This window comes from Nocardia gipuzkoensis, from assembly GCF_021183645.1.
Taxonomy (GTDB): domain Bacteria; phylum Actinomycetota; class Actinomycetes; order Mycobacteriales; family Mycobacteriaceae; genus Nocardia; species Nocardia abscessus.
Window position 1 is genome coordinate 3,030,003 of sequence record NZ_CP089225.1, and the last position, 23,528, is coordinate 3,053,530.

Here is a 23,528-nt window from a genome sequence, read left to right on the forward strand (position 1 = left end):
CAGGTGAACTCGATCAGGGGCGCGTTGCTCAGCAGGCGATGGTCAGCTTCGCGCGGCGCGACGCGGTGGCCGCGCGCACGGCCGCGGCGATCGCGACGACCGGCGGCACCCAGCGGGCCTCGGCGGGCGCGACGCCCCAGCAGGCCGAACCGGCCGAGAGCTGGGTGGGCGGCAGCGGGATGCCCGCGCCGTCGGTGTACAGGGTGGCGCCGGCCTCGCGCAGCGCCTGCAACGCCATCGCGGCCTTGCGGACGCCGGTGACCAGGTGGATCTCACGACGCTCCGGGCCGGGGATCTCGATGACCGCGCCGGACAGGTTGTTCGCGCGCAGGAAGCGGCGGACCTCGCCGGCCAGTTCGCCGGAGACCTCGATGCCGGACAGGTCGTCGTCGGTGATCAGGCTCAGACCGTTGGCCGTTTCGGCGACCGTCCACCCGCGCTGGTTGTAGTCCTGCGCAGCGGCGGTCAGTTCGGCCGCCGTGACGGAAGTCGGAAACGTGGTGCGCACTGTCTTCTCCATTCCCCGGTAGATCTCTGGGTCCTGCATTCATGGGTCGTATCGGCGCGGGCAGCCGCGGGCGTTACGGGTTCTCCGAAAGAATTTCCGGAGTGTCGCCTACGTCTCATTTCCGAGAGGGTTCGTCGGCGTTCCGCCGGGCATCCCGAGGTGGCTCGCCACGGTTGCCACGCAGCTACTTTCAGCCGCGGACCTGGATTCTCGCTGCGCCGAGGCTGCGAGATCGCTGTGGACGGTTGTGAACGATGTTGCTGGTGCGAAAACATCCCGGTCACGTGCGTTTCCGGCTGGATCCGCGCGCGCCGGGCAGGGAGGATTCCGGCATGAGCGTCAGGCCGGAGGCGGCAGCTTGCGTGACCACGCAGGGCCCGCGCATGCCGAAGGAGGGCAGAGCATGAGCGTCAGGCCCGGAGGCGGCAGCTTGCGTGACCACGCAGGGCCCGCGCATGCCGAAGGAGGGCAGAGCATGAGCGTCAGGCCCGGAGGCGGCAGCTTGCGTGACCACGCAGGGCCCGCGCGTGCCGAGGAGGACAGCCCATGAGCGCCGGGCCCGGAGGAGGACACGGTATGAGTGACGAACCCAACGGCACCGGCGGGCCCGCCGGTGCGCCTGCGGACGAGGGGGAGTACGAGGCCGAAGCGCGCTGGATCGCCTGGAAGGAGTCGGCGGCCAGGCGGTTGTCCGGGGCCGCCGCCGACGAGGATCAGCCCGCCGAGCCGTTCCGCAGCCCGCGTGCGTTCGCGCAGTGGAGCGCCGCGGCCGCGCGCGCCCTGATCGACGTGCAGTTCCACCGCCCGGCCACCCGCACGCTGTTGCCGCTGGCGTACATCCTCGGGCTGGTGTTCGCCTTCGCCGTCCCCATCGCGCTGACGGTGTCGGCGTGGCGGGTGTCGGCGGTGCTCGGCGTGCTCGCCGCGGTGCTGGGCGTCCCGCTCGGCCTGACCATCGCGGCCGCCGTCCGCCTGATGCTCGAGTTCCTGGTGAACGCCTCGCGCCTGGCGACCAGGGTGGAGCACATCAGCGAGCTGGCCGACGACCTGTTCCAGGCGCTGTCGGACGTGGCCGAGCCGGTCAACCAGTTGTCCGAAGACGTTCGGGCGGTGCAGTTCTGGCGCTTCCGCAAGCGAAACCCGCGCAGGTAGGAGCGAAAACATGCCGGGCGGAAGTAGTTTGACTCCCAGGGGCCACCGGCCTAGCTGAGACACGCACCGTGACCGGTGTGAGTTTCACTGTGAACAATGCTGTTCGGATACCCCGCAGATCCACCACGGGTGTCCGGAGAGGCGGCCGCGTCGCGGACCGAGCACGGATCACGGTGCGGCCGGTGTACGGCGAAACAGGGGGGAAGTATGGCTCTACCACAGGGGACGACCGGATCGACTATGCCGCGACGGCAGCTCGGCAGGCAGCTGCGCGATCTGCGCAACCGGGCGGGGATGACCACGCGGGTGGCCGCGCAGCAGCTGGAGTGGTCGGAGGCGAAGATCTGGCGGATCGAGACCGGGCAGACCTCGCTGCGCGGACTCGATGTCGAGGCGATGTGCAAGGTCTACGGCGCGCCGCCCGATCTGCTCGAACCGCTGCGTGCGTTGGCCCGCGACACCAAGGCGAAGGGGTGGTGGACCGCCTACGGCGACGTGATCCCGGAGGGCTTCGACGTCTACATCGGACTGGAAGAGGCGGCCACCCGGCTGGCCACCTACGAGAACGAACTCGTCCCTGGACTGCTGCAGACCGAGGGTTACACCCGCGCGGTGTTCGCCGCGGCGTACCCGGAGTTGTCCACCGACGAACTCGAACGCAGAGTCCGCTTACGGCAGGCCAGGCAGGCGCTGGTCTCGCGGAACGACGCACCGCTGCGGCTGGACGCGCTGATCGGCGAGGGGGTGCTGCGGCGGCGGATCGGCGACCCGGGGGTAATCGCCGAGCAACTCGACCAGCTGCACCGCATGGCCGAATTGCCGAACGTCCGGATCCGGCTGGTGCCGATGGATTCCCGCTATCACGACGGCATGACCTCGGGCCGGTTCGTGCTGCTCGATTTCCCCGAGGCGCCTTCCGGCGAGCCGTCCGAACCGCCGGTGGTTTATGTGGAGGCGTTCACCGGACCGATCTACGTGGACAAAGAGCACGAGATCGCGCGTTTCCGCGCGGCGTTCGCCGGCATCGAGGCGGTGGCGGTCGACGCGCGGGCAGGTATCGAGGCCGCCCGCCGGGCCCTGTGATTCGCGGGCTTTCGCGCGCTGATCAGCACTTCGGCGGGCCCGGCAACTCCCAGGTGTCGCTCAGGACGGCCCGGTGGGTGGGCAGGGCCTGTTCGTAGACCTCGCGGCCCTTCTCGGTGAGGCAGACGAACACGGCGCGGCGATCCTCCGCGCACATGGTGCGCCGGACGAGACCGTCGCGCTCCAGCCGGGCCACGGCCCGTGACAGCGCGCTCTGACTCAGGTAGATGTCGTTGGCCAGGTCGCTCATGCGGTAGTCGCCGCAGTCCGCGTCCACCAGGCGGTCCAGCGTCTCGAATTCGCTGAGCCCGATGTGATGGCCGTTCTGCAGCGCTTTCTCGAGCGCGCAACTCACCGTCGCGTGCCGGTCGAGCAGCTCGCGCCACTCTCCAACCAGCCCGGTGGGCGCGGGGGCGCGCCGGGCCGTGCTCACGGTGGTCGGCTTCGACATGGCCCCATCTTAGTGGCGCCGGCATGTCCATGCAACTGCATTAAATGTGTTGGCATTTAATGCACGCGCATGTAATGTTCCCCGCATGACTTCACCAGCCACGCTCTCGGCCGCCGCGGCGACCGATCCGACCAGATGGTCAGCCCGGCTCTGGGGCATGCTGATCACGCTGTGCATCGTGCTGTTCCTCGACGGTCTCGACGTTTCGATGATCGGTGTCGCGCTCCCGTCCATCGGCGCGGAACTCGATCTGTCCACCTCCACCCTGCAGTGGCTGGTCAGCGGCTACGTGCTCGGATACGGCGGTCTCTTGCTGCTCGGCGGCCGCACCGCCGACCTGCTCGGTCGGCGCAAGGTCTTCCTGATCGCGCTCGCGGTCTTCGCGGTCGCCTCGCTCGCCGGTGGTCTGGTCAGCTCCGGTCCGCTGCTGATCATCACCCGATTCGTCAAGGGCCTCGCCGCCGCGTTCACCGCGCCGACCGGCCTGTCCATCATCACCACGAACTTCGCCGAGGGACCGGCCAGGAACAAGGCGCTGTCCATCTACACGGTGTTCGGCGCGGGTGGCTACTCCATGGGCCTGCTGTTCGGCGGCCTGATGACCGGTGTCGGCTGGCGCTGGACGTTCCTGCTTCCGGTGCCGATCGCGCTCGCCGCGCTGGCCGCCGCCTACGTGCTGGTGCCCAAGGACAAGCCCGCCGAGGAAGGCGGACACGACCTGCTGGGTGCGCTGCTGTCCACCGCGGCCATGCTGCTGCTGGTGTACACCGTGGTCGCCGCGCCCGAAGCGGGCTGGGCGTCGGCGCGCACCATCGGCTCGTTCGTCGCGGTCGTCGCGCTGTTCGCCGGATTCGTCGCGGTGGAGAAGCGGGTGCGCTACCCGCTGGTGCGTCTCGGCATCCTGCGCAAGTCCTCGCTGGTGCGCGCCAGCCTCGCGATCGTCGCGGTGGCGGGCTCCTACTTCAGCTGGCAGTTCATCGTGACGCTGTACATGCAGGACACGCTCGGCTGGTCGCCGCTGAAGCTGTCCATGGCGCTGCTGCCGGTCGGTCTGCTCGTCGTGCTGTCGGCGTTCTTCTCCGACAAGCTGGTGGATCGTTTCGGCACCGGGCCGGTGATCGCGGTCACCATGGTCGTGATGGCCGTCGGTTACCTGCTGTTCCTGCGGCTGGACACCGCGCCCTCCTACCTGACGATGCTGCTGCCCGCGGTGCTGCTCATCGGCATCGGCTGGGTCGGCTTCCCGGCCATCAACATCCAGGCCACCAACGGCATCGAGGACGAGGAGCAGGGTCTCGCCGCCGGCGTGCTGCAAACTTCCATGCAGGTCGGCGCGGCCATCGTGCTCGCGGTGACCACGGCGATCATCTCCTCCGGCGCGCACGCCGACATCTCGGCCGCCGGGATGCTCGACACCTACCGGCCGGGCCTGGAGTTCGCCGCGGGCGTGTCCATCGTCGGCGCGCTCGTCGCCCTGCTGGCCTTCGCGCCGCGCTTCCGCGCCCAGAAGCGGACGGAGGACGAGGTGAAGGAGCTGGAACTCGTCGCCTGACCGCGCAACCGCCGAGCGCCGCCCCCGTACCGGGTGGCGGCGCTCGGCATATGGGCGCTTATGCGGGTCGGGAGAACGGCGGGGCCGCGGTGTCTTTCGCGGAACGGACGAAGGTGAGTTCGCTGCCGTCCCGCGCCACCCGCGGCCACTCGATGCCGAGCGTGGGATCGAACGCGTCGATGTCGTGGTCGAATTCGGGCCGGTATTCCAGCGAGCACAGGTAGGTGACCGTCGATCCGTCCTCCAGGGAGAGGATCGCGTGGCCCAGTCCTTCGGACAGGAAGACCGAGCGCCGGTCCACGTCGTCGAGCAGCACGCTGTCCCAGCGCCCGTAGGTCGGCGAGCCGGGGCGCAGATCCACCACCACGTCGAGGAACGCGCCGCGCACGCAGGTCACGTACTTGGCCTGACCGGGCGGGTCCTCGGTGTAGTGGATGCCGCGCAGCACACCGGCTGCCGAGACCGAGCAGTTCACCTGCCGCAGGTCGAACGCCCGCCCGGTCGCCTTCTCGAACTCCGAGGCCTTGAACCCCTCGAGGAACATGCCGCGATCGTCGCCGTGCTGACGCGGGGTGACCACCCAGGCGCCGGGCACGGCGAGTTCCCGGAACTCCATGCTCACCAGTCCCGTCCGCGTTCGAGCAGATCGAGCAGGTAGCGGCCGTAACCGGAGCGGACCAGCGGTTCGGCGAGCGCGCACAGCTGCTCGTCGTCGATGTAGCCCATCCGCCAGGCCACCTCCTCGGGGACGCCGATCTTCAGGCCCTGCCGCTCCTCGATCGTGCGAACGTAATTCGCCGCGTCCAGCAGGGAATCGAAGGTGCCGGTGTCCAGCCAGGCGGTGCCGCGGGCGAGCACGTCCACGCTCAGCCGATCCTGTTGCAGGTAGGCGCGATTGATGTCGGTGATCTCGTATTCGCCGCGCGCCGAGGGCCGCAGCGAGCGGGCGATCTCCACCACGTCGTTGTCGTAGAAGTACAGCCCGGGAATGGCGTAATTGGACCGCGGCGCCTTGGGCTTCTCCTCGATGGACACCGCGCGCCCCTCGGTGAACTCCACGACGCCGTAGGCGGTCGGGTCCGACACCCAGTAGGCGAACACCGCGCCGCCGTCGATCTCGTGGAAGCGGTGCAGACTGGTGCCGAGACCGGGCCCGTGAAAGATGTTGTCGCCGAGCACCAAGGCGGCGCAATCGGTGCCGATGTGGTCGGCGCCGAGGACGAATGCCCTGGCCAAGCCGTCGGGCTCGGGCTGAACCACGTAGCTGAGCGACAGGCCGAACTGCGCGCCGTCGCCGAGCAGCCGCCGGAACGCCGCGGCGTCGTCGGGCGTGGTGATCACCAGGATGTCCCTGATCCCCGCGAGCATCAGCGTGGACAGGGGGTAGTAGACCATGGGTTTGTCGTAGACCGGGACCAGCTGCTTGCTCACCCCGCGCGTGATCGGGTGCAACCGGGAGCCGGTGCCGCCCGCCAAGATGATTCCGCGCATGCATGGAGTCTGCCAGTTTCCCGGCGCCGGGATTCGGTGAGGTTCCGACTAGTCCTCGATTCGGTTACGGGCGTTTCGCTACGGCGGGTATCGGGCGATTCTGTTGCATAGATCACGATGCTCATGGTGTTCTGAAAAGACACTGTGTGAGATGTCAGCGCCGACACCTCGCCTGGGCGACCTCGGTCCGGTCGTGAATCGGCGCGCCAGTTCGAGGTAGGTGCGCGATGGCGACCAGACACGGCGAGCCCGGCGTGGTGATGAATCCGAAGGGCCCCAGCGCGCAATCGCGCCTGCTGCTGGCCACCTGTATGGGCGTGGTGCGGCCGGTGCTGCGCACGTTCCCGGTCACCAGGACGACCATTCCTTTCGGCGCGGCCACGGTGAACGGGCTGGCGCGGTTGCGTCCGCGGCCGCACGGCATCGATCGGGAGCAGGTTTCGCTGCACGGTATCCGCCTGGAGATCATCCGTCCGGCCGGTGCGGCGCGGGCGCTGCGCCATGGCGCCGTGCTGTACATGCACGGCGGTGGCTTCGCGATCTGCGACACCTGCAGCCACCGTCCGGTCGCGGCGAGCCTGGCCCGCCGTACCGGGCTGCCCGTGATCAACGTCGAGTACCGCCAGCTGCCCCGCACCCGCATCACGCAGTCGGTGCAGGACTGCCTGTCCGCCTACCGCTGGCTGCTGCGCCACGGCGCGGATCCGGCGCGGATCGTCTTCTCGGGCGACTCCGCGGGCGGATTCCTGGCCTTCGCGACCGCACTGCTGGCCCTGGAGTCGGGACTGCCCGCGCCGGCCGGTTTGGTCGGTCTGAGCCCACTGCTGGACCTGGACTACGGGGCGAAGCGGGACTACGTGAACGTCACGCGCGATCCGTACATCCCGCTGTCGGCATTGCAGGCGGTGGTGCGCATCGGCGCCGAGGTCGACGGGATGCTCGATCCGAGCCTGTCACCGGTCAACGCGGCCCTGGGCGGGCTGCCTCCGGTGCTGTTGATCGCCGCCGAGGACGAGGTGCTGCGGTTCGACTCCGAGTTGATGGCACAGCGGCTCACCGCGGCGGGCGTGCCGAACACGCTGGAACTGTGGCGCGGCCAGGTGCACGCCTTCATGAGCATCGCGCCGGGCCTGCCGGAGAGCAGGGCGGCGCTGGCGCGGGTCTCGCGGTTCGTGCGGGCCCGCATCGAGGACGACCAGCAGGCACGGACAGCTTGACCGTCCGGCCTTCCGAGGCGAGCCTCGTTCCGCATCAGCCGGGACGGGGCTCGCGTCCTTTGTGGGGTGCGCCGACGGCGATGTCGGCGGGCTGCATCCCGTCACGACCGCTGTTTCGGTACATGCCGCTCGAAGCGACCAGGAACCCAATTGATTCCGAACTGAAGTTATCTGTCCTTGATAGTGCAGGTCAGCTCCGGGCAAAGTATATAACTTCCATTTTGTTCAGCGTGTGTTCACCTTCGGCAGGCAAGTGGAACAACGGAAGCCCCGTCCGCGTGATCGCTCGGACGGGGCTTCCGTTATCGATTCAGTTGTACGCGTTCAGCCGTGGATTACTTGGCGGGCGTGAACGGCTGGTTGATCGTGGTGAAGTACTGGATCGCAGCACCGATCGCGACCGGCGCGGTGATCAGCAGCTGCCCCGCGAGGGTGCCCAGCGCGCCGACGGCGAGAATGCCGCCGAGGCAGCCGATGGCCGCGGCCGGGATGAACGCGCCGAACAGGCCGATGATCGCGGCCGAGGCGACGGTGGCGCCGGCGATGCCGCCGAGCACACAACCGACGGCGCCGCCGCCGATGCCGCCGACCAGGGTGCCGATGGCGGCACCGGTCGAGATGGTGTCCTTCATGCGGTTGAAGGCGGCCACCTCACGGTCGTACTCCGACTTCCACGGCGCCTTCTCCTCGAACGGGAGGGCGACCGGCTTGTAGGTCGCGTGCGCCATGTCGAACTGCGGGGTCAGGGTGGCGGTGCGGTCCGCGATCTCGGCAGCGATCGGGAACTCGAAGTCGTCCACACGGAAGGTGAGCGGCATGCCGGTCAGCACGTCGCCGTTGGCGGCCTTGACCTTGAAGGTGCCATCCTCGACGACCATGGAACCGGCATCGGTCGTGATGATGGACTGGGTGTCGGTCGCGTGGGCGGTGAAGTTCACCGCGCCATCGGCCTCGGGGGCCGGAGCCGCGTTCACGGTGCCGGCGGTGACGCCGAGAGCGGCGATCAGCAGTGCCGACGTCGCGGCGAATTTCCTCATCAGCATTTTGTTTGGAACCTCGATTGGAACGTTCGGAGGGGACTAGATGAGCAAAATCTAGAGCAGCTAACGCGTGGTGAACCCGTTGTGACTATTTATTCAAATTTTGTTCACCATCGAGACTTGCGGCTTGGTGGGGTCGCGGAAATGTGGGCGATGACCGGGGTTTTCCCTGACAAATCAATCCGGAAGTTCTTCCGGCTGGGAAGTCAATGAGACGAAGGTCACAGATCCAAAACCTGGAGTGGCCCTCGGCCGCATCGGATTTCGAGTCCGTCGCAGGGGCGCACCGGCCCCACGTAGAGTCATGGGGTGCGATTGCTCGTCACCGGTGGCGCCGGTTTCATCGGCGCGAACTTCGTCCAGCAGACCGTGTCCGACCATCCGGATACGACCGTCACCGTCCTCGACGCTCTGACCTACGCGGGGAACCGGGCCTCGCTGGCCCCGGTGGCCGACCGCGTCGACTTCGTGCACGGGGACATCGCCGACCTCGACCTGGTCGACGAACTGGTCAGCGGCGTGGACGCGGTGGTGCACTTCGCCGCCGAGTCGCACAACGACAACTCCCTCGCCGAGCCGTGGCCGTTCGTGCAGACCAATATCGTCGGCACCTATTCGCTGCTGCAGGCCGTGCGCAGACACGACGTGCGCTACCACCACGTCTCGACCGACGAGGTCTACGGCGACCTGACCCCGGACGACCCGGCGTTCACCGAGACCACCCCGTACAACCCGTCCAGCCCCTACTCGGCCACCAAGGCCTCGAGCGATCTGCTGGTGCGCGCCTGGACCCGCTCGTTCGGCGTGCGTGCCACCATCTCCAATTGCAGCAATAATTATGGGCCCTACCAGCACGTAGAGAAGTTCATCCCGCGCCAGATCACCAACCTGATCGACGGGGTGCGCCCCCGGCTCTACGGCGCGGGACACCAGGTGCGCGACTGGATCCACGTCGAGGACCACAACCGCGCCGTGTGGGAGATCCTGCGGCGTGGCCGGATCGGGCAGACCTACCTGATCGGCGCCGACGGCGAACTCGACAACAAGTCCGTGGTGCGGATGATCCTCGCGGAGTTCGGCCGCGACCCCGACGATTTCGACCACGTCACCGACCGGCCCGGTCACGATCAGCGCTACGCGATCGACGCCACCCTGCTGCGTGCCGAACTCGGCTGGCACCCGCGCTACGCCGACTTCCGCGCCGGTCTGGCGGCGACCGTCCAGTGGTACCGGGACAACGAAGACTGGTGGCGCCCGTACAAGGCCGACACCGAGCGGGCCTACCTCGCGGCCGGCGAGCGGACGCTCAGCGCGGCCGGGGACTGAGACGGCGACGGCGCCCCGGGGACCAGCCCCGCGGCGCCGCGACCGAATTCCTTCTCGCTCAACCCCAGACGATGGTGTAGTACTTCGCCGCCGCCGCGACCAGGGCCACACTCGACGCCACGAGCACGGTGACGGCCGGGCCCACCGAAGGGATCTTCCCCGCGGAATCGGTGAGCCGCAAGGGCATCCAGCGCAGCAGCACGGCGAGCGTGACGATCGCCAGCGGCACGAAGTAGCGGCCCTGCACACCGTCGACGATGTAGTAGCCGACCGGCGTGAACGACATGTAGAGCGTCACGTAGATCATCGCGACGCTCGCGGCCATGGTGAGCGCGACGATCAGCGTGCGACGGAAAGCCGGGGCGGTCATCCGCTCGGCGACGCCGAGGCTCACCGCGAACGCCAGCAGGCAGGCCAGCATCGAGAGGGCGGGCACGTCGACGTAGGCGAAGCCGAGTTCGCCGAAGAACTGGCTGAACCAGCGCTGGTCGCGCAGCGCGATGCTCTCGCCGAACACGTGCGCGAACTCCGGCGGATCGCGCAGGATGCCGCTGAGCTGATCGCCGGGACGCACCGAGTGCCACTGGTGCGGCGGCCGCATCAGGCCCATGCCGTCGCCGGTCGGCGACGCGATCTTCATCCACACCGCGAAGGCGAGCGCACCGGTCGCGGCGAAAGCCCAGGGAATCCCGCGCCGCCAGCCGCTGAACCCGAATCGGTCCGCGGGCACCAAGGCGACCAGCAGTGCGAGCAGCACGTAGGTCGGCTTGCTCACCGGCAGCAGGATCGTCGCGGCCAGCAGCGCGCCGATCTCCACCCGGCCCAGGCGCTCGCCGAGGAACATGGCCTTCACCAGCAGCGCGGAGACCAGGATGGCCAGCGCGTTGGTCATCGTGTCGGCGGTGACGGTGCCCGCCTGGAACACCGCGATCGGCAGCACGGCGACGGTGAACGCCAGCCACTGCACCCGGTGCGCGCGCAGTGCGTACAGGCCGAACCCGACCACCGTGAGGTAGGCGAGAAGTCCGGCGAGCCGGGTGAGCAGGAGCAGACCGCCCACGTCGAGCCCGAAGAGTTCGCCGAGCCGGATGCCGATGGCCGCGGGGATATAGGGGACCGGCGAGTAGGCGGCGGTGTTGGTGAACCAGACGGGCTCGGTGGCATCCGAGACCGCGGCGCCGGTCAACTGGTCGTAGCGTGCCGGGTCGCCCACCATCGGGTCCGGCTCGTCCGGGTTGGTGGTGTAGTCCGTCAGCGCGTAGCCCATCAGCGCGGTGATGCTGGACGGGACGTCGCCGCCGTAGGCGATGCCGCGATCGTCGTGGATCCGCTGGGGCAGGAATCCGCCGTGCGCGACCTGGTAGGCGCGGCCGAACTGGGTGATCTCGTCATGGCCCCAGAACGGAGGGGTGAGGACGGTGAACAGCGCGCCGAAGATCGTCGCCAGCAGGGTGAAGGCGATCGTCGCCCCGCCCAGCCGCGCCACCAAGCGGCCCGCGAAGCCTTTCCCGGGCCGGTCCGTGCCGGGAGCGGTCGCCGCCTCGGCGTCGACCGCCGGTAGCGGTGCGGTGTCGGTCGCGGGTAGCGGCGCCGTATCAGCGGGCTCGTCCAGATCCTTGTCCGGCGTCGCGGTCGGATCCGCCGAGGTCGTCAACGCCCGGCCTCGGCGTCCCGGGCGGCGCCGTTGCCGGTGATCCGCGGGTCGTCCGCGCCCACCGCGGTGTAGCGCAGGTAGACCAGGCGCGCGGCCTCGTGGCGGGAGCGCCGGATGCCGTCGAGGATCAGGCCCGCCGTCCAGGCGAGGCTGCCCAGCAGCAGCAGGGTGAAGCCGAGGAACAGCGTCGGGAAGCGGGGCACCTCATGGGTGTTGTAGAACTCGACGACGATCGGGATGGTCAGGATGATCGAGACCAGCCAGCTCAGCGTGCCGAACAGGCCGTAGAACGCGACCGGCCGCTCGTGCCGGGCCAGCCCGACGATCAGGGCCAGGATCTTGAACCCGTCGTGGTAGGTGCGCAGCTTGCTCTCGCTGCCCGCGGGGCGATCCCGGAAGCCGACCGGCACCGCCGTCTTCGGCACCCGCAGGTGCAGCGAGTGCACAGTGAGCTCGGTCTCGATCTCGAACTCACGGGACACGGCGGGGAAGCTCTTCACGAAACGGCGGGAGAACACCCGGAAGCCGGAGAGCATGTCCTCGACGTTCTCGCCGAACACTTTCCCGACCACGCCGTTGAGCACCTTGTTGCCGGTCTCGTGTCCCGCGCGATACGCCGAGCCGCTCTCGTCCTGCTTGCGCACGCCGAGCACGTGATCGTAGGGCCCGTCCAGCAGCGTCTTGATCATCAGCGGCGCGGCGGACGCCTCGTAGGTGTCGTCGCCATCGATCATCAAGTACACGTCGGCCTCGATGTCGGCGAAGGCGCGGCGCACCACATTGCCCTTGCCCTTGGTGTGCTCGTGCCGCACGATCGCTCCGGCCTCGCGGGCACGCTCGGCGGTCTTGTCCGTGCTCAGATTGTCGTAGACGTAGACGACGATTCCCGGCACGGCGGCCTGCAGATCGGCCACGACCTTGGCGACCGAAGCCTCTTCGTTGTGACACGGAACCACGGCGGCAATACGGAGCTCGGTGGAGTCCACCCGGGTCAATCCTCGCGATCGGTGAATGTGGGAACACGGGGAGGGTACAGGGAACTCACAGCCTGTGCGTGGCCGACCTCACCGTGCGCGGGAGCGGTTTTTCCCGTCGTGGGCGGTTCCCCGGGCCTGCGGTACCGTCGGGCGGTGCCATCCAGTGAGTCCACCGCGTCCGTGGGCGAGTCAGTGACGCCGGAGACCGGAACGGTCGTTCGCAGAGTGCTCACCGCGCTGCGCAGAGGCGGGGCTTTCCTGGTGGTCGGCGCGATCGGGTTCCTGGTGGACGCGGGCACGTACAACCTCCTGGTCTTCTGGGGTGGCGAGGGCGTGCTCTATCACTACCCACTACCGGCCAAGATCATCGCGATCGCGGTGGCGACGGTGGTGACCTATTTCGGCAACAAATGGTGGACCTTCGCGCACAAACGGACCGACAATCCCGGGCGCGAGTACCTCCTGTACGCCGTGTTCAACGTCGTGGCGATCGGCCTGCAACTGGGCTGTCTCGGCTTTTCCCGCTACGTGCTCGACCTGTCCAGCCCACTGTCGGACAACATCTCCGGTACCTTGATCGGGCAGATCGTGGCCGTGGTGTTCCGGTACTGGGCCTACGACAAATTCGTCTTCACCGGGGCGCGCGCGGGCACTGGCAGCGCCACCGACAACGAATCGGCGAACGTTTAGCAATGGTTCGACCACACGTCGGCGTGGCCGCACGGCGGGCAAGCGCACACAGCGGTTGATATCCTCACCCCCGCCGTGAAGGCATCGAGGGGCGTGTCCGTCCCGTCCGGCACAATGAGAATTTCGAGGATTTCATGGATCAGTCGGCTATCGAGGCCGTTACCGAAACAAACGATCGCTCGACGGCCGCTGAGGCGCCTGCCGCGCTGCGCGCCGACCATCGGGCGCCGGACCGGCTCGTCTTACAGCGCGGTATCTTCACCGGCCCGTCGGCGAAGGTGAGCGACGAGCTGTATGCCGTGGTGAAGGGTGGCGCGCACCGCGAACGCCAGACGCTGCGGTTGGACAAGGGCGCGACCGCGCACACCAACACCTACTTCGGTCGGTTCGCCGCCAGCTACTGGCAGCGCTGGACCACGGTGACCGAAGTCCGGGTAACCATGGTGCTCGACGTGGTCGCCAAGGCGAAGATCCGGCTGGTGGCCTCCGACATCGCCGGGCACCGGCGGATCATCGACACCGCCCGGGTCGAGGCCGGCGGCTCGGTCACGCTGACCGCCCCGCTCGATCAGTACGTCGACGGCGGCGCGCTGTGGCTGGAATTCGACGCCATCGGCGGCGCGCTCGGGATCGCGGAGCTGACCTGGACCGCCGTCGCGCCGGAGCGGGTGCGTCCGGTCGCCATCGCCATCTGCACTTTCAACCGCGCCGCGGACTGCGCCGAGACGGTCGCGGCGCTGTCCTCCGATCCGACCGTGCTGGCCGCGATCGACGCGGTGTACGTCGTCGACCAGGGCACCGATCTGGTGGAGAACCGGCCGCGCTACCAGGAGGTCGCCCCGGTTTTCGGCGAGAAGCTGCGCTACCTGCGTCAGCCGAACCTCGGCGGTGCGGGCGGGTTCACCCGCGGGCTCTACGAAGTGTCCGCGGTGAACGAGCACGCCGACGTCATCCTGATGGACGACGACATCCTGTGCGAACCGGAGACCGTGCTGCGGCTCAACGCGTTCGCCAACCTGACGGTGGAACCGACCCTGGTCGGCGCGCAGATGCTGTTCCTGCTCAACCCCGACTACCTGAACGTCGGCGCCGAGGAGGTGCACCTGCACCGGCTGCGGCACGGCCAGAAGGTGCCGAAGGCGCTGCGCAACACGAGCATGTTGAAGAAGAACCAGGAGCGCCGCGTGGACGCCGGCTACAACGCCTGGTGGACCTGCCTGATCCCGGCCGAGGTGGTCGCGAAGATCGGCCTGCCGATCCCGATCTTCTTCCAGTGGGACGACGTGGAGTACGGCATCCGGGCGCGCGAGCACGGTTTCGTCACCGTCACGCTGCCCAACGCCGCCGTGTGGCACGCGGACTTCTACTGGAAGGACTACGACGACTGGGCGCGCTACTTCAGCACGCGCAACTCGCTGATCGTCGGTTCGCTGCACGCGGAGCTGGACGGGAAGGAGATCACCCGCAAACTGTTCCGGGAGATGTCCGAACAGCTGGTCGCGATGCAGTACGGCCTGGTGCACACCACTTTGCAGGGCATCGAGGACTTCTTGAAGGGTCCGCAGGTGTTGCGGGACGGCGGTATCGAAGCGCTGGCCGCCGCGCGCACCACCCGGGGTGACTACCCCGAGACGATCAAGCACCCCGCGGCGACGCCGCCGGTGCGCTCGGCGGACATCCAATTGCGCCGCGCCGGTGGGGAGCCCAGCCGTGTGACACTGGTGCTGATCAAGCGCGCGATCAATCAGTGGCTGGGCCGCACCCAGCACGGCATCATCGGCGTCACCAGGGAAGACGCCTACTGGTGGCACGTCTCGCTGTTCGACCACGTGGTGGTCACCGACGCCTCGCAGTCCGGCGTCCGGGTGCGCAGGCGCGACAAGGCCCGCGCGCGTCAGCTGCTGCGCCGGATGGTGCGGGTGCTGCGCCGATTGCGCCGGGAACTGCCCGCCTTGCAGGCGCAGTACCGCGCCGCCATGCCGGAACTGACCAGCCGCGAGAACTGGGAGCGGTTGTACGGGATCGAAGTTTCCGAGCGCGACAGCTGATGTCGTTGGCACATGGGTAACTCGGTGGGGGCGGGCCAACTGGCCCGCCCCCACTTCCAGCCGCGAACGCTGTCGTGGCAGCTGAGTCCGGCCTACAAAAACAAGTCGGTGGTCAGTTCGCCGTCGCCGGGCGTGACGCGGTACTTGTCCAGATCGGTGATGCCGTGCGCGGCCAGCACATCGTCATCGATGAAGAAATTGCCGCTGGTCTCCTTGGCGGGTGCGGTGAGCACCAAGTAGGCGGCGTCGGCGTAGATGTCGGGGGTGCGCGAGGTGGAGATCATCTCCTCGCCGCCGAGCAGGTTCTTCACCGCGGCCGTGGCGATGGTGGTGCGCGGCCACAGCGAGTTGACGCCGATGCCGTCGCCCTTGAGTTCCTCGGCCAGCCCCAGCGTGGTCAGCGACATGCCGTATTTGGCGATGGTGTAGCCCAGCGCCATGCCCGCCCACTTCGGGTCGAGGTTCAACGGCGGGGACAGGGTGAGGATGTGCGGGTTGCGCCCGGCCTTCGCCGATTCGCGCAGATGCGGGATGCTCAGCTTGGACAGCAGGAAGCTGCCCCGGCAGTTGATGTCCTGCATCAGGTCGTACTTCTTCATCGGCAGTGCGTCCGTGGGGGACAGGTCGATCGCGGAGGCGTTGTTCACCACGATGTCGATGCCGCCGAAGCGCTCGACCGTCCGGCGCACCGCCTCGGCCACCGACTCATCGATGCGGACATCGCCCACGAACGGCAACACCTGCCCGCCCGCCGCCTCGAGCTCCGCGGCGGCGGTGTGAATCGTGCCGGGCAGCTTGGGGTGCGGTTGGTCGGTCTTCGCGATCAGGGTGATGTTGGCGCCGTCGGCCGCGGCACGCTTGGCGATCTCCAGCCCGATGCCGCGGCTGCCGCCGGACATGATCATCGTCCGGCCCGCTAGCGGCTTGGATCCCGGTTCCGTCATATGACCTGCTCCTTCGTTTCCGCCACAGGCGGCAGCCCGCGGCTGTACGCGCTTGCAGACTAAGCGTAAACCCCGGCCCTATGCAATCAGTTGCATAGGGTGTGCGAAGAGAGGGCACCGGCGTGCCGGTGCCCTCCTCCCGGTTCAGATCGTGGCGATGAGCAGGATGTTCAGCAGGAACATCAGTCCGACGAGGGCCCAGACGATGTACAGGAACAGCATGCCCGGCGCCTTCTGCGGAACCGGTCCGATCGCGCCGTTGAGGAAGATCACCACGGGGGCCTTGTAGTAGAACCGGGTGGCCTGTCCGTCGGCGATCGGCACGGTCACATTCGCCGGACCCATGTCGAACAACCACGGAGTGGTGACCCGGACGTGGTACTGCCCGGGGCCGACCGGGATGTGGTTGGCTCCCCAGCGGGTGTTGGGCACCCGCTGGCCGTTGACCAGGATCTTCGGTTTGGTCAGCGCGAGCAGGAACGTCCAGACCGAGTACGAGGCATCGATGGTGATGCCGGGCGGGTCGGCGGGCTGGCCGTAGCCCTGCTGCGGAGCGAACTGCTGCGGCTGCCCGTACGGTTGCGGCTGCCCGAACTGCTGCGGCGCACCGTATGGCTGCGGTTGGCCGTATTGCGGTGCGGGCTGGCCGAATTGGGGCTGCCCGTACGGCTGCTGGCCGACCTGGGGTTGGACGAGATGCGGTTGGCTCGGATGCTGCCCCGCGGGCGGCGCGTACTGCGCGGGCGCCTGCGGAGGCGGGTACTGCCCGACGGGCGGCTGCTGACCGAACGCCGGCTGCCCAGGCCATTGCCCGGGCTGCTGGCCGTGTGGCGGATACCCGCCTGGATGACTCATCTATCCCTCCCAGATAGCGAACGATGCGAGGGGCACCCTACCGTGCCCCCGCTCGGTCAGCGTCGCGAGTTCTTTTCCCGGAACATCTTGCGGTGCTGCTTGGTGATGCCCCGCCAGGCCCGTTCCCGTTCGGCCTGCAGCCGCTTGTCGGTGCGGGCCTGCATCCACTCGTTCTCCCGCGCCAGCTTGTTGTAGCTGTCGAGCCTGCGCTGGGTGAGTTCGCCGTCCTCGATCGCCGCCCGCACCGCACAGCCCGGTTCGCCGCGGTGCGCGCAGTCGCCGAAACGGCACTGCGCGGCAAGGGATTCGATGTCACTGAAGGTCTTCTCGATGCCTTCCGTGGCGTCCCACAGCCCGACGCCACGCAATCCCGGCGTATCGATCAGGGTGCCGCCTCCCGGCAGCGGGCGCAGTTCCCGGTGCACCGTGGTGTGCCTGCCTTTCTTGTCCGCGTCGCGGACCGCATTGGTGGCGAAGATCTCCGCGCCGAGCAGCGCGTTGGCGAGGGTGGACTTCCCAGCACCGGAGGGTCCGAGCAGCGCGACGGTGCCGTCGAGCATCGCGGTGAGCACCTCGAGTCCCAGGCCGGTGTTCGCGCTCACCGCGAGTACGGCAGCGCCCGGCGCGACGGCGCGCACCTCGTCGAGCGGGAGATCGGTCGCCGAATCGGCTTTGGTGAGCAGCACGATCGGCTGGGCGTTGCTCTCCCAGACCAGCGTGAGCATGCGCTCGATGCGCCCGAGGTCCACATCGCCGTCGGCGGCGGTGCAGATCAGGACGGTGTCGACGTTGGCGGCGAGCACCTGGCCGTGCGAGCGGCCGGAGGCCGACGACCGCACGATCGCCGATCGGCGCGGAAGCAGGCTGCGCACCGCCGAGGCGGCGTCTACGGTCACCCAGTCGCCGGTGCACAGGCCACTGACTTCGGCATCCGGGCGCGGGCAGCGGGCGCGGGCGAGCCCGTTCGGCGTGGCCACGTCGCATTCACTGCGATCCATGCGGATCACGCGCGCGGGCACACAGCCTTCCTCGATCATCGAGGCGTAACGGGCGGAAACGGCTTCGGTCCAGCCGTAAGGGACGAGCAGGTCGTGGTCGACCATGGGGGATGGAATCCTTCGTCGGGCGCCGAACCCGACCAGGGTTCAGCGAGCGGAGAATGAGGTGGAGTTTCGTGTGGCGGCGCGACTGATGTCAGCTCGCCCGGACACGACAATCCGCACGTTCCTCGTCACGGTCCACACCTCCTTCCGCTGTCGCAGTCCACCTTCGCACTTGTCCCCGCAGGCGCACAACCGAATTTCCGCCTCCGCGGATTCGGGCGCCCGCGGCGCCCGCCTCCGCGAGGACGAACCAACTGTGACTAGTCGGGTTTGCCGAACTGCTCGTGGCGGCCCAGGGAGCGCAGGTGGAACCATTCGCGCAGGCCGGCCGGGTCGCGGCGGGTGACCAAGAAGAACCAGGAGAAGCGAATCCATTCCTGGGGAAGCAGTTTCCGCATGCCCGGCTGGGACATCAGGTAGCCACGGTTGCGGTAGGTGAAGTAGCGCTTCACCGGGTCGTCGGGGTACTGGGTGTGCATCCGGCCGCCGAGGATCGGCTTGAACTCCGCCGCGCCGTTGGGATGCAGGTACGCCGTTTGCAGGCAGGTGCCGAACGGCAGCCCGGAGCGCACCAGCCTGCGATGCACCTCGACTTCGTCGCCGCGCACGAACAGGCGCAGGTCCGGCACGCCGATCACGTCGACCGCCTGCGCGGAGATCAGCGCGCCGTTGAACAGCGAGGCGATGCCGGGCAAGAAGTCCTCGTCGCCGAGTTCCGAGCGCAGCCTGCGCCAGACCACGCCCCGGCGCAGCGGGAAGGCCAGGCGGTCGGGTTCATCGATATCGCAGACCACCGGCGATACCTCGACCAGGCCGTACCGGTTCGCGCAGTCCAGCAGCGTGGACAGCACGTCGGGGCCTTCGGGCCTGCCGTCGTCGTCGGCGAGCCACACCCAATCCGCGCCGATGCTCAACGCGTGCAGCATGCCGAGCGCGAACCCGCCCGCGCCGCCGAGGTTGTGCGCCGAGCCCAGGTAGGTGGCTTCCACCGGCTGGTCGCGTACCAGGTCGGCGACCTCCTGCTCGTTGCCGTTGTCGACCACGATCAAGTGATCCACCGGCCGAGACTGGGAGGTGACGACTTTCAGCGACTCGGCGAGCAGTTCGCGGCGCTTGTGCGTGACCACGACGGCCACCACGCGCGGCTGCGAATCGGAGTCCGCCGCGGTGGATTTCGCCGCGAGCGAGGCGGCGGGGGCGTCGAGCTCGACGGCCTCCTCCGGCGCGGAGCCGATCCGGGCCTTCGCCCCTTCGTCGATCGGGGTGTCCTGCCCGGTCGGCTCACTCATGCTGCGGCCTTTCCGGCAGGAGCGGGGCCCTCCATGGTCACGCTTCGCTGCCGCCTCCGGGCCTGACCGCTCATGCTGTGTCCGGTGTCGGCATGAGCGGGGCCCTGCGTGGTTACGCTTCGCTGCCGCCTCCGGGCCTGACCGCTCATGCCTTGTTCCGCTCCAATTCTCGTTCGTTTCCACCAGCCCGTTCGGCTTCCATTTCGCGCAGCACCGTCGCGACGTGATTCCCCGCATCCGGCCCCTCGTAGGCTCGCACCACTTCTTCGATGCCGCCACGCAAGCGGATCTGGCCGTGGTCGATCCACAGCGCCGTGTCGCACAGCTGCGCGAGGAATTCGTTGGAATGGCTGGCGAAAACCAGGATGCCGGAGCGCGCCACCAAGGACTGCAACCGCAGCCGGGCCTTCTTCATGAATTCCGCGTCCACCGCGCCGATGCCCTCGTCGAGCAACAGGATCTCGGGATCGATCGAGGTGACCACGCCCATCGCCAGGCGCACCCGCATACCGGTGGAATAGGTGCGCAGCGGCATGGACAGGTATTCGCCGAGTTCGGTGAAATCGGCGATCTCGTCGATCTTCGCCAGCATCTGCTTGCGCGTCTGGCCGAGGAACAGGCCGCGGATGATGATGTTCTCGTAGCCGGAGATCTCCGGATCCATGCCGACGCCGAGATCGAACACCGGCGCCACCCGCCCGCGGATGCGCGCACTGCCGCGCGAGGGTTCGTAGATACCGGAGAGCAGGCGCAGCAGCGTCGACTTGCCCGCGCCGTTGTGCCCGACCAGGCCGACCCGGTCGCCTTCTTTCAGCGAGAGATTGATGTCCCGCAGTGCCTCGACCACGACGACGTCGGACTGATTGCGCCCGATCGCGCCGCCCGCTTTGCCGAGGAACGCTTTTTTCAACGACCGGGATTTGGCGTCGAAGATCGGGAATTCGACCCACGCCTCCTGGGTCTCGATACTCACACGACTCATCGGGGCGCTCCTATACCCAGTACGGTACGCGCGAACGGTACTGCTTCATGGCGAAGATCGCCACGATCCAGCCGACCAGGGTGATCGTGCCGACGATCACCCAGTGGCGCAGTTCCTGCGGCTCGCCGAGCAGCGGCGCCCGGACGATTTCGAGATAGTGGAACGTCGGCACGAGTTCGGCCAGTTTCGCGCGGTCGCCGGTGCCGACCTGCGATTCCAGGGTCTTGGTCGTCCACATCACCGGGGTGAGCACGAACAGCATCAGCGTGGTGCTGCCGAGAATCGGCGCGATATCGCGGTAGCGGGTGCTGAAAATGCCGAACACGATCGCCACCCACATGGAATTCAGGAAGATCAGCGCGATCGCCGGTATCGCCATCAGGCTGGCCACGCCGAGGTGGCGCCAGACGCCGAACGCGGCGAGCATCACCAGGTAGATGACCATGTTGTGGGCGAAGAACAGCAGTTGCCGCCACACCAGCCGGTAGACGTGCACGCTCAGCGCGGAGGGAAGCTGTTTGATCAGGCCCTCGTTGGCGATGAAGACCTCCGAGCCCTCCAGGATGCTCGCGCTGATCACGTTCCAGATGATCAGCCCGACCGTCACGTAGGGCAGGTACTCGAGCAGCGGCTGGCCGAGCAGGGCCGCGTACAGCACGCCCATCGCGACGGCCTGCAAGCCGGTCGCGATGGTGATCCAGAACGGGCCGAGCACCGAGCGGCGGTACCGCTGCTTGATGTCCTGCCAGCCCAGCGACAGCCACAGCTCGCGCTGGGCGAACCCGACCGCGAAGTCCTGGAACGCGCGCCGGAACGTCTGGGAATCCGGCACGATCTTCGCCACGGTGGCGCCGGAGTGCAGGGTCTGCGTGTCCGGCGTGGCCGCGCTCACCGGACGCTCCTGCGAGTCGTCGCCCGAAGGCGCCGTGTGCTCGGCCGGGGAGGTCGGTGAGCTGTCATCTGAACGCGCTTGGTCATCGGAACCAACTGAGCTCTCTTCAGGACGCACCGCACTCGGTTCGGAGACCGAGTCGGAGCGAGCGGCAGCGGCGGGCACGGTGCACGAGACTACCCCTGCGGCTTCCCGGCACCGTGTGGCACACGCGCGTCGACCGTCTCACAGGTACTGGCCGGAACCGCCGGTGACGTGACTCGCTTGACCCCCGCGCGGGTCGGCGGCGTGGATGCCGGGCGGCAACGCGCCTTGACGCATCTGCTCGAGCTGGGCGCGGGCGGCCATCTGCTGGGCGAACAGCGCGGTCTGGATGCCGTGGAACAGGCCCTCCAGCCAGCCGACCAGCTGCGCCTGCGCGATCCGCAGCTCGGCGTCGGTAGGAACACCGTCGTCGGTGAACGGCAGGGTGAGCCGTTCGAGCTCCTCCCGCAGTTCCGGGGCGAGACCCTGCTCCAGCTCCCGCACCGAGGACTTGTGGATCTCCTTCAGGCGGTTGCGGCTGGCCTCGTCCAGCGGAGCCGCCCGCACCTCCTCGAGCAGCTGCTTGATCATGGTGCCGATCCGCATCACCTTCGCGGGCTGCTCGACCATGTCGGCGAGCGATTCGCCGGAGTCGTCACGGTCGTCCGACTTGTCCTTATTATCGTCGTCGGTCACCACCTGCGCGGTGAAGGGCGCCTCCGAGCCGGCTGCCGCCGGAATGGCCAACGGCCTGCCGTCGGGTCCGACAACGACGATGTGGTCCGGTGCCTCATCCGAGTGCGTCATGGTCCCTATCATGTCGTGTTCGGTTCGAACGCGCTAAGCCGGTGGTCCGAGGGCGGTTGTGGCGCGCGCCGCCGGTCCCCGCCGCCGGAGGGGGCAGGCGTTCTATTCTGTTCGGGTCGTGTGGTTCGGATTTGTCGAAAGTCGGTCACCATGCTGAGTCCCAGGTCGCTGTGCTCCCGCCACGATGTGGAGGGGAACGCGGTTACACAGGCTCGCCCGCTGCCCTTAGAGTGGCCAGCATGACTTACGACGTCGCGAGGGTTCGGGGCCTGATACCGTCCCTGGGCGACGGCTGGATCCATTTCGACCCGCAAGCGGGCATGCTGGTTCCGGACGCGGTATCCCGCGCCGTATCGACGGGTTTTCGAACCTCTTCCTTTTCCCATATCGGCCGCAACGGCGCCGCCGTGCGCAGCGCGGCGATTCTGGACGCGGCCCGCGAGGCGGTGGCCGACCTGGTCGGTGGTGACGCGGCGGGTGTCGTGCTCGGCCCCGACCGGGCGGTCCTGCTGGCCTGGCTCGCCGAATCGCTGAGCTCCCGGCTCGGCCTCGGCACCGGCATCGTGCTGTCCCGGCTGGACGACGAGGCCAACGTCGCGCCCTGGCTGCGCATCGCCAACCGCTACGGCGCGCACGTGCGCTGGGCCGAGGTGGAGATCGAGACCTGCGAGATGCCGTCTTGGCAGTTCGAGGAACTGATCGGGCCCACAGCGCGCCTGGTCGCGCTCACCGCCGCCTCGCCGATCGTCGGCTCGGCGCCTGCCGTACGGGTGGCCGCGGACCGGGTACACGAGGTGGGCGGTCTCCTGGTGGCCGACGCGTTCGGCGCCGCGCCCTACGCCCTGATCGACATCGATGAACTGAACGCCGACGTCGTCGCGCTCAGTGCACCGGCTTGGGGTGGGCCGCAGATCGGCGCGCTGGTCTTCCGTGACCCGGCGTTCCTGGACCGCATCCCGTCCATGTCGTTGAACCCCTATGCGAAGGGCGCCGAACGACTGGAGGTCGGCGGGCACCAGTACGCGCTGCTGGCGGGCCTGACCACCTCGATCGACTTCCTGGCCGGGCTGGACGAGCGGGCGCACGGCACCCGGCGTGAGCGCCTGGAGATGTCGATCACCTCGCTGCAGGACTACCACGACCAGCTGTTCGAGCACTTGATGAGCGTGCTGGACTCGATCCCCGGTCTCACCGTGATCGGCCGCGCGTCCACCCGCATTCCCACGGTCAGCTTCACGCTCGCGGGCATGCAGGCGGAGAAGGTCGCGGCCAAGCTCGCCGACAACCGGATCGGCACGGTGAGCGGCGTACACGGCGGCAGCAGGCTGCTGGACGCGCTGGGCGTCAACGACGAGGGCGGCGCGGTGACCATCGGCCTGGCGCCCTACACCACGAAGTTCGAGATAGATCAACTCGGCAGGGCCCTGCTGGCGCTGGAGTGAT

General features: G+C 68.3%; 22 protein-coding genes. 8 read left to right on the forward strand and 14 right to left on the reverse strand.

The window, feature by feature from the left end; genetic code table 11:
* Positions 1-28: 28 nt before the first annotated feature.
* Positions 29-547, reverse strand: coding sequence for a hypothetical protein (locus LTT66_RS13695; protein WP_228820319.1), 519 nt, complete (start codon positions 545-547; stop codon positions 29-31).
* Between the two features lie 537 nt (positions 548-1,084).
* Between LTT66_RS13695 and LTT66_RS13700 the strand changes: the two genes are divergently transcribed.
* A complete protein-coding gene (locus LTT66_RS13700; protein ID WP_233067404.1) occupies positions 1,085-1,660 on the forward strand; it encodes a DUF4282 domain-containing protein in 576 nt (191 codons plus the stop codon).
* Positions 1,661-1,900: 240 nt separating this feature from the next.
* On the forward strand, positions 1,901-2,743 hold the full coding sequence (locus tag LTT66_RS13705; RefSeq protein ID WP_233067406.1) for a helix-turn-helix domain-containing protein: 843 nt from the start codon (positions 1,901-1,903) through the stop codon (positions 2,741-2,743).
* 22 nt (positions 2,744-2,765) lie between these two features.
* On the opposite strand, the gene LTT66_RS13710 is transcribed toward LTT66_RS13705, so the two are convergent.
* A complete protein-coding gene (locus tag LTT66_RS13710) occupies positions 2,766-3,194 on the reverse strand; it encodes a MarR family winged helix-turn-helix transcriptional regulator (RefSeq protein WP_233067408.1) in 429 nt (142 codons plus the stop codon).
* A gap of 85 nt (positions 3,195-3,279) precedes the next feature.
* Between LTT66_RS13710 and LTT66_RS13715 the strand changes: the two genes are divergently transcribed.
* Entirely contained in the window at positions 3,280-4,746 is a 1,467-nt protein-coding gene (locus LTT66_RS13715; RefSeq protein WP_233067410.1) for an MFS transporter, read from the forward strand.
* Positions 4,747-4,804: 58 nt separating this feature from the next.
* Here LTT66_RS13715 and LTT66_RS13720 read toward each other — a convergent pair whose 3' ends face one another.
* Together LTT66_RS13720 and rfbA are read right to left on the reverse strand one after the other, a co-directional pair.
* Entirely contained in the window at positions 4,805-5,362 is a 558-nt protein-coding gene (locus LTT66_RS13720) for a dTDP-4-dehydrorhamnose 3,5-epimerase family protein (RefSeq protein ID WP_233069220.1), read from the reverse strand.
* A 2-nt stretch (positions 5,363-5,364) separates the two neighbouring features.
* Positions 5,365-6,237: a glucose-1-phosphate thymidylyltransferase RfbA gene (gene rfbA, locus LTT66_RS13725; RefSeq protein WP_181723267.1), complete on the reverse strand. Its 873-nt coding sequence runs from the start codon at positions 6,235-6,237 to the stop codon at positions 5,365-5,367.
* Between the two features lie 227 nt (positions 6,238-6,464).
* Between rfbA and LTT66_RS13730 the strand changes: the two genes are divergently transcribed.
* Entirely contained in the window at positions 6,465-7,454 is a 990-nt protein-coding gene (locus LTT66_RS13730; protein WP_233067413.1) for an alpha/beta hydrolase, read from the forward strand.
* A 335-nt stretch (positions 7,455-7,789) separates the two neighbouring features.
* Here the strand turns inward: LTT66_RS13730 and LTT66_RS13735 are convergent, their stop codons facing one another.
* The gene (locus tag LTT66_RS13735; RefSeq protein WP_181723265.1) at positions 7,790-8,497 is read right to left on the reverse strand and encodes a hypothetical protein; all 708 of its coding nucleotides are present in this window, start codon (positions 8,495-8,497) and stop codon (positions 7,790-7,792) included.
* Between the two features lie 306 nt (positions 8,498-8,803).
* Here LTT66_RS13735 and rfbB point away from each other — a divergent pair, with 306 nt between their 5' ends.
* Positions 8,804-9,820: a dTDP-glucose 4,6-dehydratase gene (gene rfbB / locus LTT66_RS13740; RefSeq protein WP_233067415.1), complete on the forward strand. Its 1,017-nt coding sequence runs from the start codon at positions 8,804-8,806 to the stop codon at positions 9,818-9,820.
* Positions 9,821-9,878: 58 nt separating this feature from the next.
* Here the strand turns inward: rfbB and LTT66_RS13745 are convergent, their stop codons facing one another.
* Both LTT66_RS13745 and LTT66_RS13750 read right to left on the reverse strand, forming a co-directional pair.
* On the reverse strand, positions 9,879-11,474 hold the full coding sequence (locus tag LTT66_RS13745) for a DUF2142 domain-containing protein (RefSeq protein ID WP_233067417.1): 1,596 nt from the start codon (positions 11,472-11,474) through the stop codon (positions 9,879-9,881).
* The gene (locus LTT66_RS13750) at positions 11,471-12,460 is read right to left on the reverse strand and encodes a glycosyltransferase (RefSeq protein ID WP_195031226.1); all 990 of its coding nucleotides are present in this window, start codon (positions 12,458-12,460) and stop codon (positions 11,471-11,473) included. Before LTT66_RS13750 ends, LTT66_RS13745 begins: the two co-directional genes overlap by 4 nt.
* A 144-nt stretch (positions 12,461-12,604) precedes the next feature.
* Here LTT66_RS13750 and LTT66_RS13755 point away from each other — a divergent pair, with 144 nt between their 5' ends.
* Positions 12,605-13,141 carry a GtrA family protein gene (locus LTT66_RS13755; protein WP_233067420.1) on the forward strand — a complete coding sequence of 179 codons (537 nt, stop codon included), beginning with the start codon at positions 12,605-12,607 and terminating at the stop codon, positions 13,139-13,141.
* A 134-nt stretch (positions 13,142-13,275) separates the two neighbouring features.
* Positions 13,276-15,189 (forward strand): glycosyltransferase, encoded by a 1,914-nt coding sequence (locus tag LTT66_RS13760; RefSeq protein ID WP_233067423.1) that lies wholly within the window; start codon positions 13,276-13,278, stop codon positions 15,187-15,189.
* A 92-nt stretch (positions 15,190-15,281) separates the two neighbouring features.
* Here LTT66_RS13760 and LTT66_RS13765 read toward each other — a convergent pair whose 3' ends face one another.
* From LTT66_RS13765 to LTT66_RS13795, 7 genes are all read right to left on the reverse strand, one after another.
* On the reverse strand, positions 15,282-16,133 hold the full coding sequence (locus tag LTT66_RS13765; RefSeq protein WP_181723260.1) for an SDR family oxidoreductase: 852 nt from the start codon (positions 16,131-16,133) through the stop codon (positions 15,282-15,284).
* Between the two features lie 144 nt (positions 16,134-16,277).
* Positions 16,278-16,988, reverse strand: coding sequence for a chromosomal replication initiator protein DnaA (locus LTT66_RS37085; RefSeq protein ID WP_228820419.1), 711 nt, complete (start codon positions 16,986-16,988; stop codon positions 16,278-16,280).
* 56 nt (positions 16,989-17,044) lie between these two features.
* Positions 17,045-18,091 (reverse strand): ribosome small subunit-dependent GTPase A, encoded by a 1,047-nt coding sequence (rsgA, locus tag LTT66_RS13775; RefSeq protein ID WP_233067425.1) that lies wholly within the window; start codon positions 18,089-18,091, stop codon positions 17,045-17,047.
* Between the two features lie 260 nt (positions 18,092-18,351).
* The gene (glfT1, locus tag LTT66_RS13780; protein ID WP_228833945.1) at positions 18,352-19,380 is read right to left on the reverse strand and encodes a galactofuranosyltransferase GlfT1; all 1,029 of its coding nucleotides are present in this window, start codon (positions 19,378-19,380) and stop codon (positions 18,352-18,354) included.
* Between the two features lie 145 nt (positions 19,381-19,525).
* The gene (wzt, locus tag LTT66_RS13785) at positions 19,526-20,362 is read right to left on the reverse strand and encodes a galactan export ABC transporter ATP-binding subunit Wzt/RfbE (RefSeq protein WP_233067428.1); all 837 of its coding nucleotides are present in this window, start codon (positions 20,360-20,362) and stop codon (positions 19,526-19,528) included.
* A gap of 10 nt (positions 20,363-20,372) precedes the next feature.
* Positions 20,373-21,224 carry a galactan export ABC transporter permease subunit Wzm/RfbD gene (wzm, locus tag LTT66_RS13790; protein ID WP_228820372.1) on the reverse strand — a complete coding sequence of 284 codons (852 nt, stop codon included), beginning with the start codon at positions 21,222-21,224 and terminating at the stop codon, positions 20,373-20,375.
* A 255-nt stretch (positions 21,225-21,479) separates the two neighbouring features.
* Complete coding sequence (locus LTT66_RS13795; RefSeq protein WP_181723256.1) at positions 21,480-22,085, reverse strand: bacterial proteasome activator family protein; 606 nt, start codon at positions 22,083-22,085, stop codon at positions 21,480-21,482.
* 239 nt (positions 22,086-22,324) lie between these two features.
* Between LTT66_RS13795 and LTT66_RS13800 the strand changes: the two genes are divergently transcribed.
* Positions 22,325-23,527: a cysteine desulfurase-like protein gene (locus tag LTT66_RS13800; RefSeq protein ID WP_233067430.1), complete on the forward strand. Its 1,203-nt coding sequence runs from the start codon at positions 22,325-22,327 to the stop codon at positions 23,525-23,527.
* Position 23,528: the final 1 nt, after the last annotated feature.

Coding starts and splice junctions, on each gene's coding strand:
- LTT66_RS13695 (WP_228820319.1), bottom strand. CDS start 547: ATGCAGGACCCAGAGATCTACCGGGGAATGGAGAAGACAGTGCGCACC.
- LTT66_RS13700 (WP_233067404.1), top strand. CDS start 1,085: ATGAGTGACGAACCCAACGGCACCGGCGGGCCCGCCGGTGCGCCTGCG.
- LTT66_RS13705 (WP_233067406.1), top strand. CDS start 1,901: ATGCCGCGACGGCAGCTCGGCAGGCAGCTGCGCGATCTGCGCAACCGG.
- LTT66_RS13710 (WP_233067408.1), bottom strand. CDS start 3,194: ATGTCGAAGCCGACCACCGTGAGCACGGCCCGGCGCGCCCCCGCGCCC.
- LTT66_RS13715 (WP_233067410.1), top strand. CDS start 3,280: ATGACTTCACCAGCCACGCTCTCGGCCGCCGCGGCGACCGATCCGACC.
- LTT66_RS13720 (WP_233069220.1), bottom strand. CDS start 5,362: ATGGAGTTCCGGGAACTCGCCGTGCCCGGCGCCTGGGTGGTCACCCCG.
- rfbA (WP_181723267.1), bottom strand. CDS start 6,237: ATGCGCGGAATCATCTTGGCGGGCGGCACCGGCTCCCGGTTGCACCCG.
- LTT66_RS13730 (WP_233067413.1), top strand. CDS start 6,465: ATGGCGACCAGACACGGCGAGCCCGGCGTGGTGATGAATCCGAAGGGC.
- LTT66_RS13735 (WP_181723265.1), bottom strand. CDS start 8,497: ATGCTGATGAGGAAATTCGCCGCGACGTCGGCACTGCTGATCGCCGCT.
- LTT66_RS13760 (WP_233067423.1), top strand. CDS start 13,276: ATGGATCAGTCGGCTATCGAGGCCGTTACCGAAACAAACGATCGCTCG.
- LTT66_RS13765 (WP_181723260.1), bottom strand. CDS start 16,133: ATGACGGAACCGGGATCCAAGCCGCTAGCGGGCCGGACGATGATCATG.
- LTT66_RS37085 (WP_228820419.1), bottom strand. CDS start 16,988: ATGAGTCATCCAGGCGGGTATCCGCCACACGGCCAGCAGCCCGGGCAA.
- rsgA (WP_233067425.1), bottom strand. CDS start 18,091: ATGGTCGACCACGACCTGCTCGTCCCTTACGGCTGGACCGAAGCCGTT.
- glfT1 (WP_228833945.1), bottom strand. CDS start 19,380: ATGAGTGAGCCGACCGGGCAGGACACCCCGATCGACGAAGGGGCGAAG.
- wzt (WP_233067428.1), bottom strand. CDS start 20,362: ATGAGTCGTGTGAGTATCGAGACCCAGGAGGCGTGGGTCGAATTCCCG.
- LTT66_RS13795 (WP_181723256.1), bottom strand. CDS start 22,085: ATGACGCACTCGGATGAGGCACCGGACCACATCGTCGTTGTCGGACCC.
- LTT66_RS13800 (WP_233067430.1), top strand. CDS start 22,325: ATGACTTACGACGTCGCGAGGGTTCGGGGCCTGATACCGTCCCTGGGC.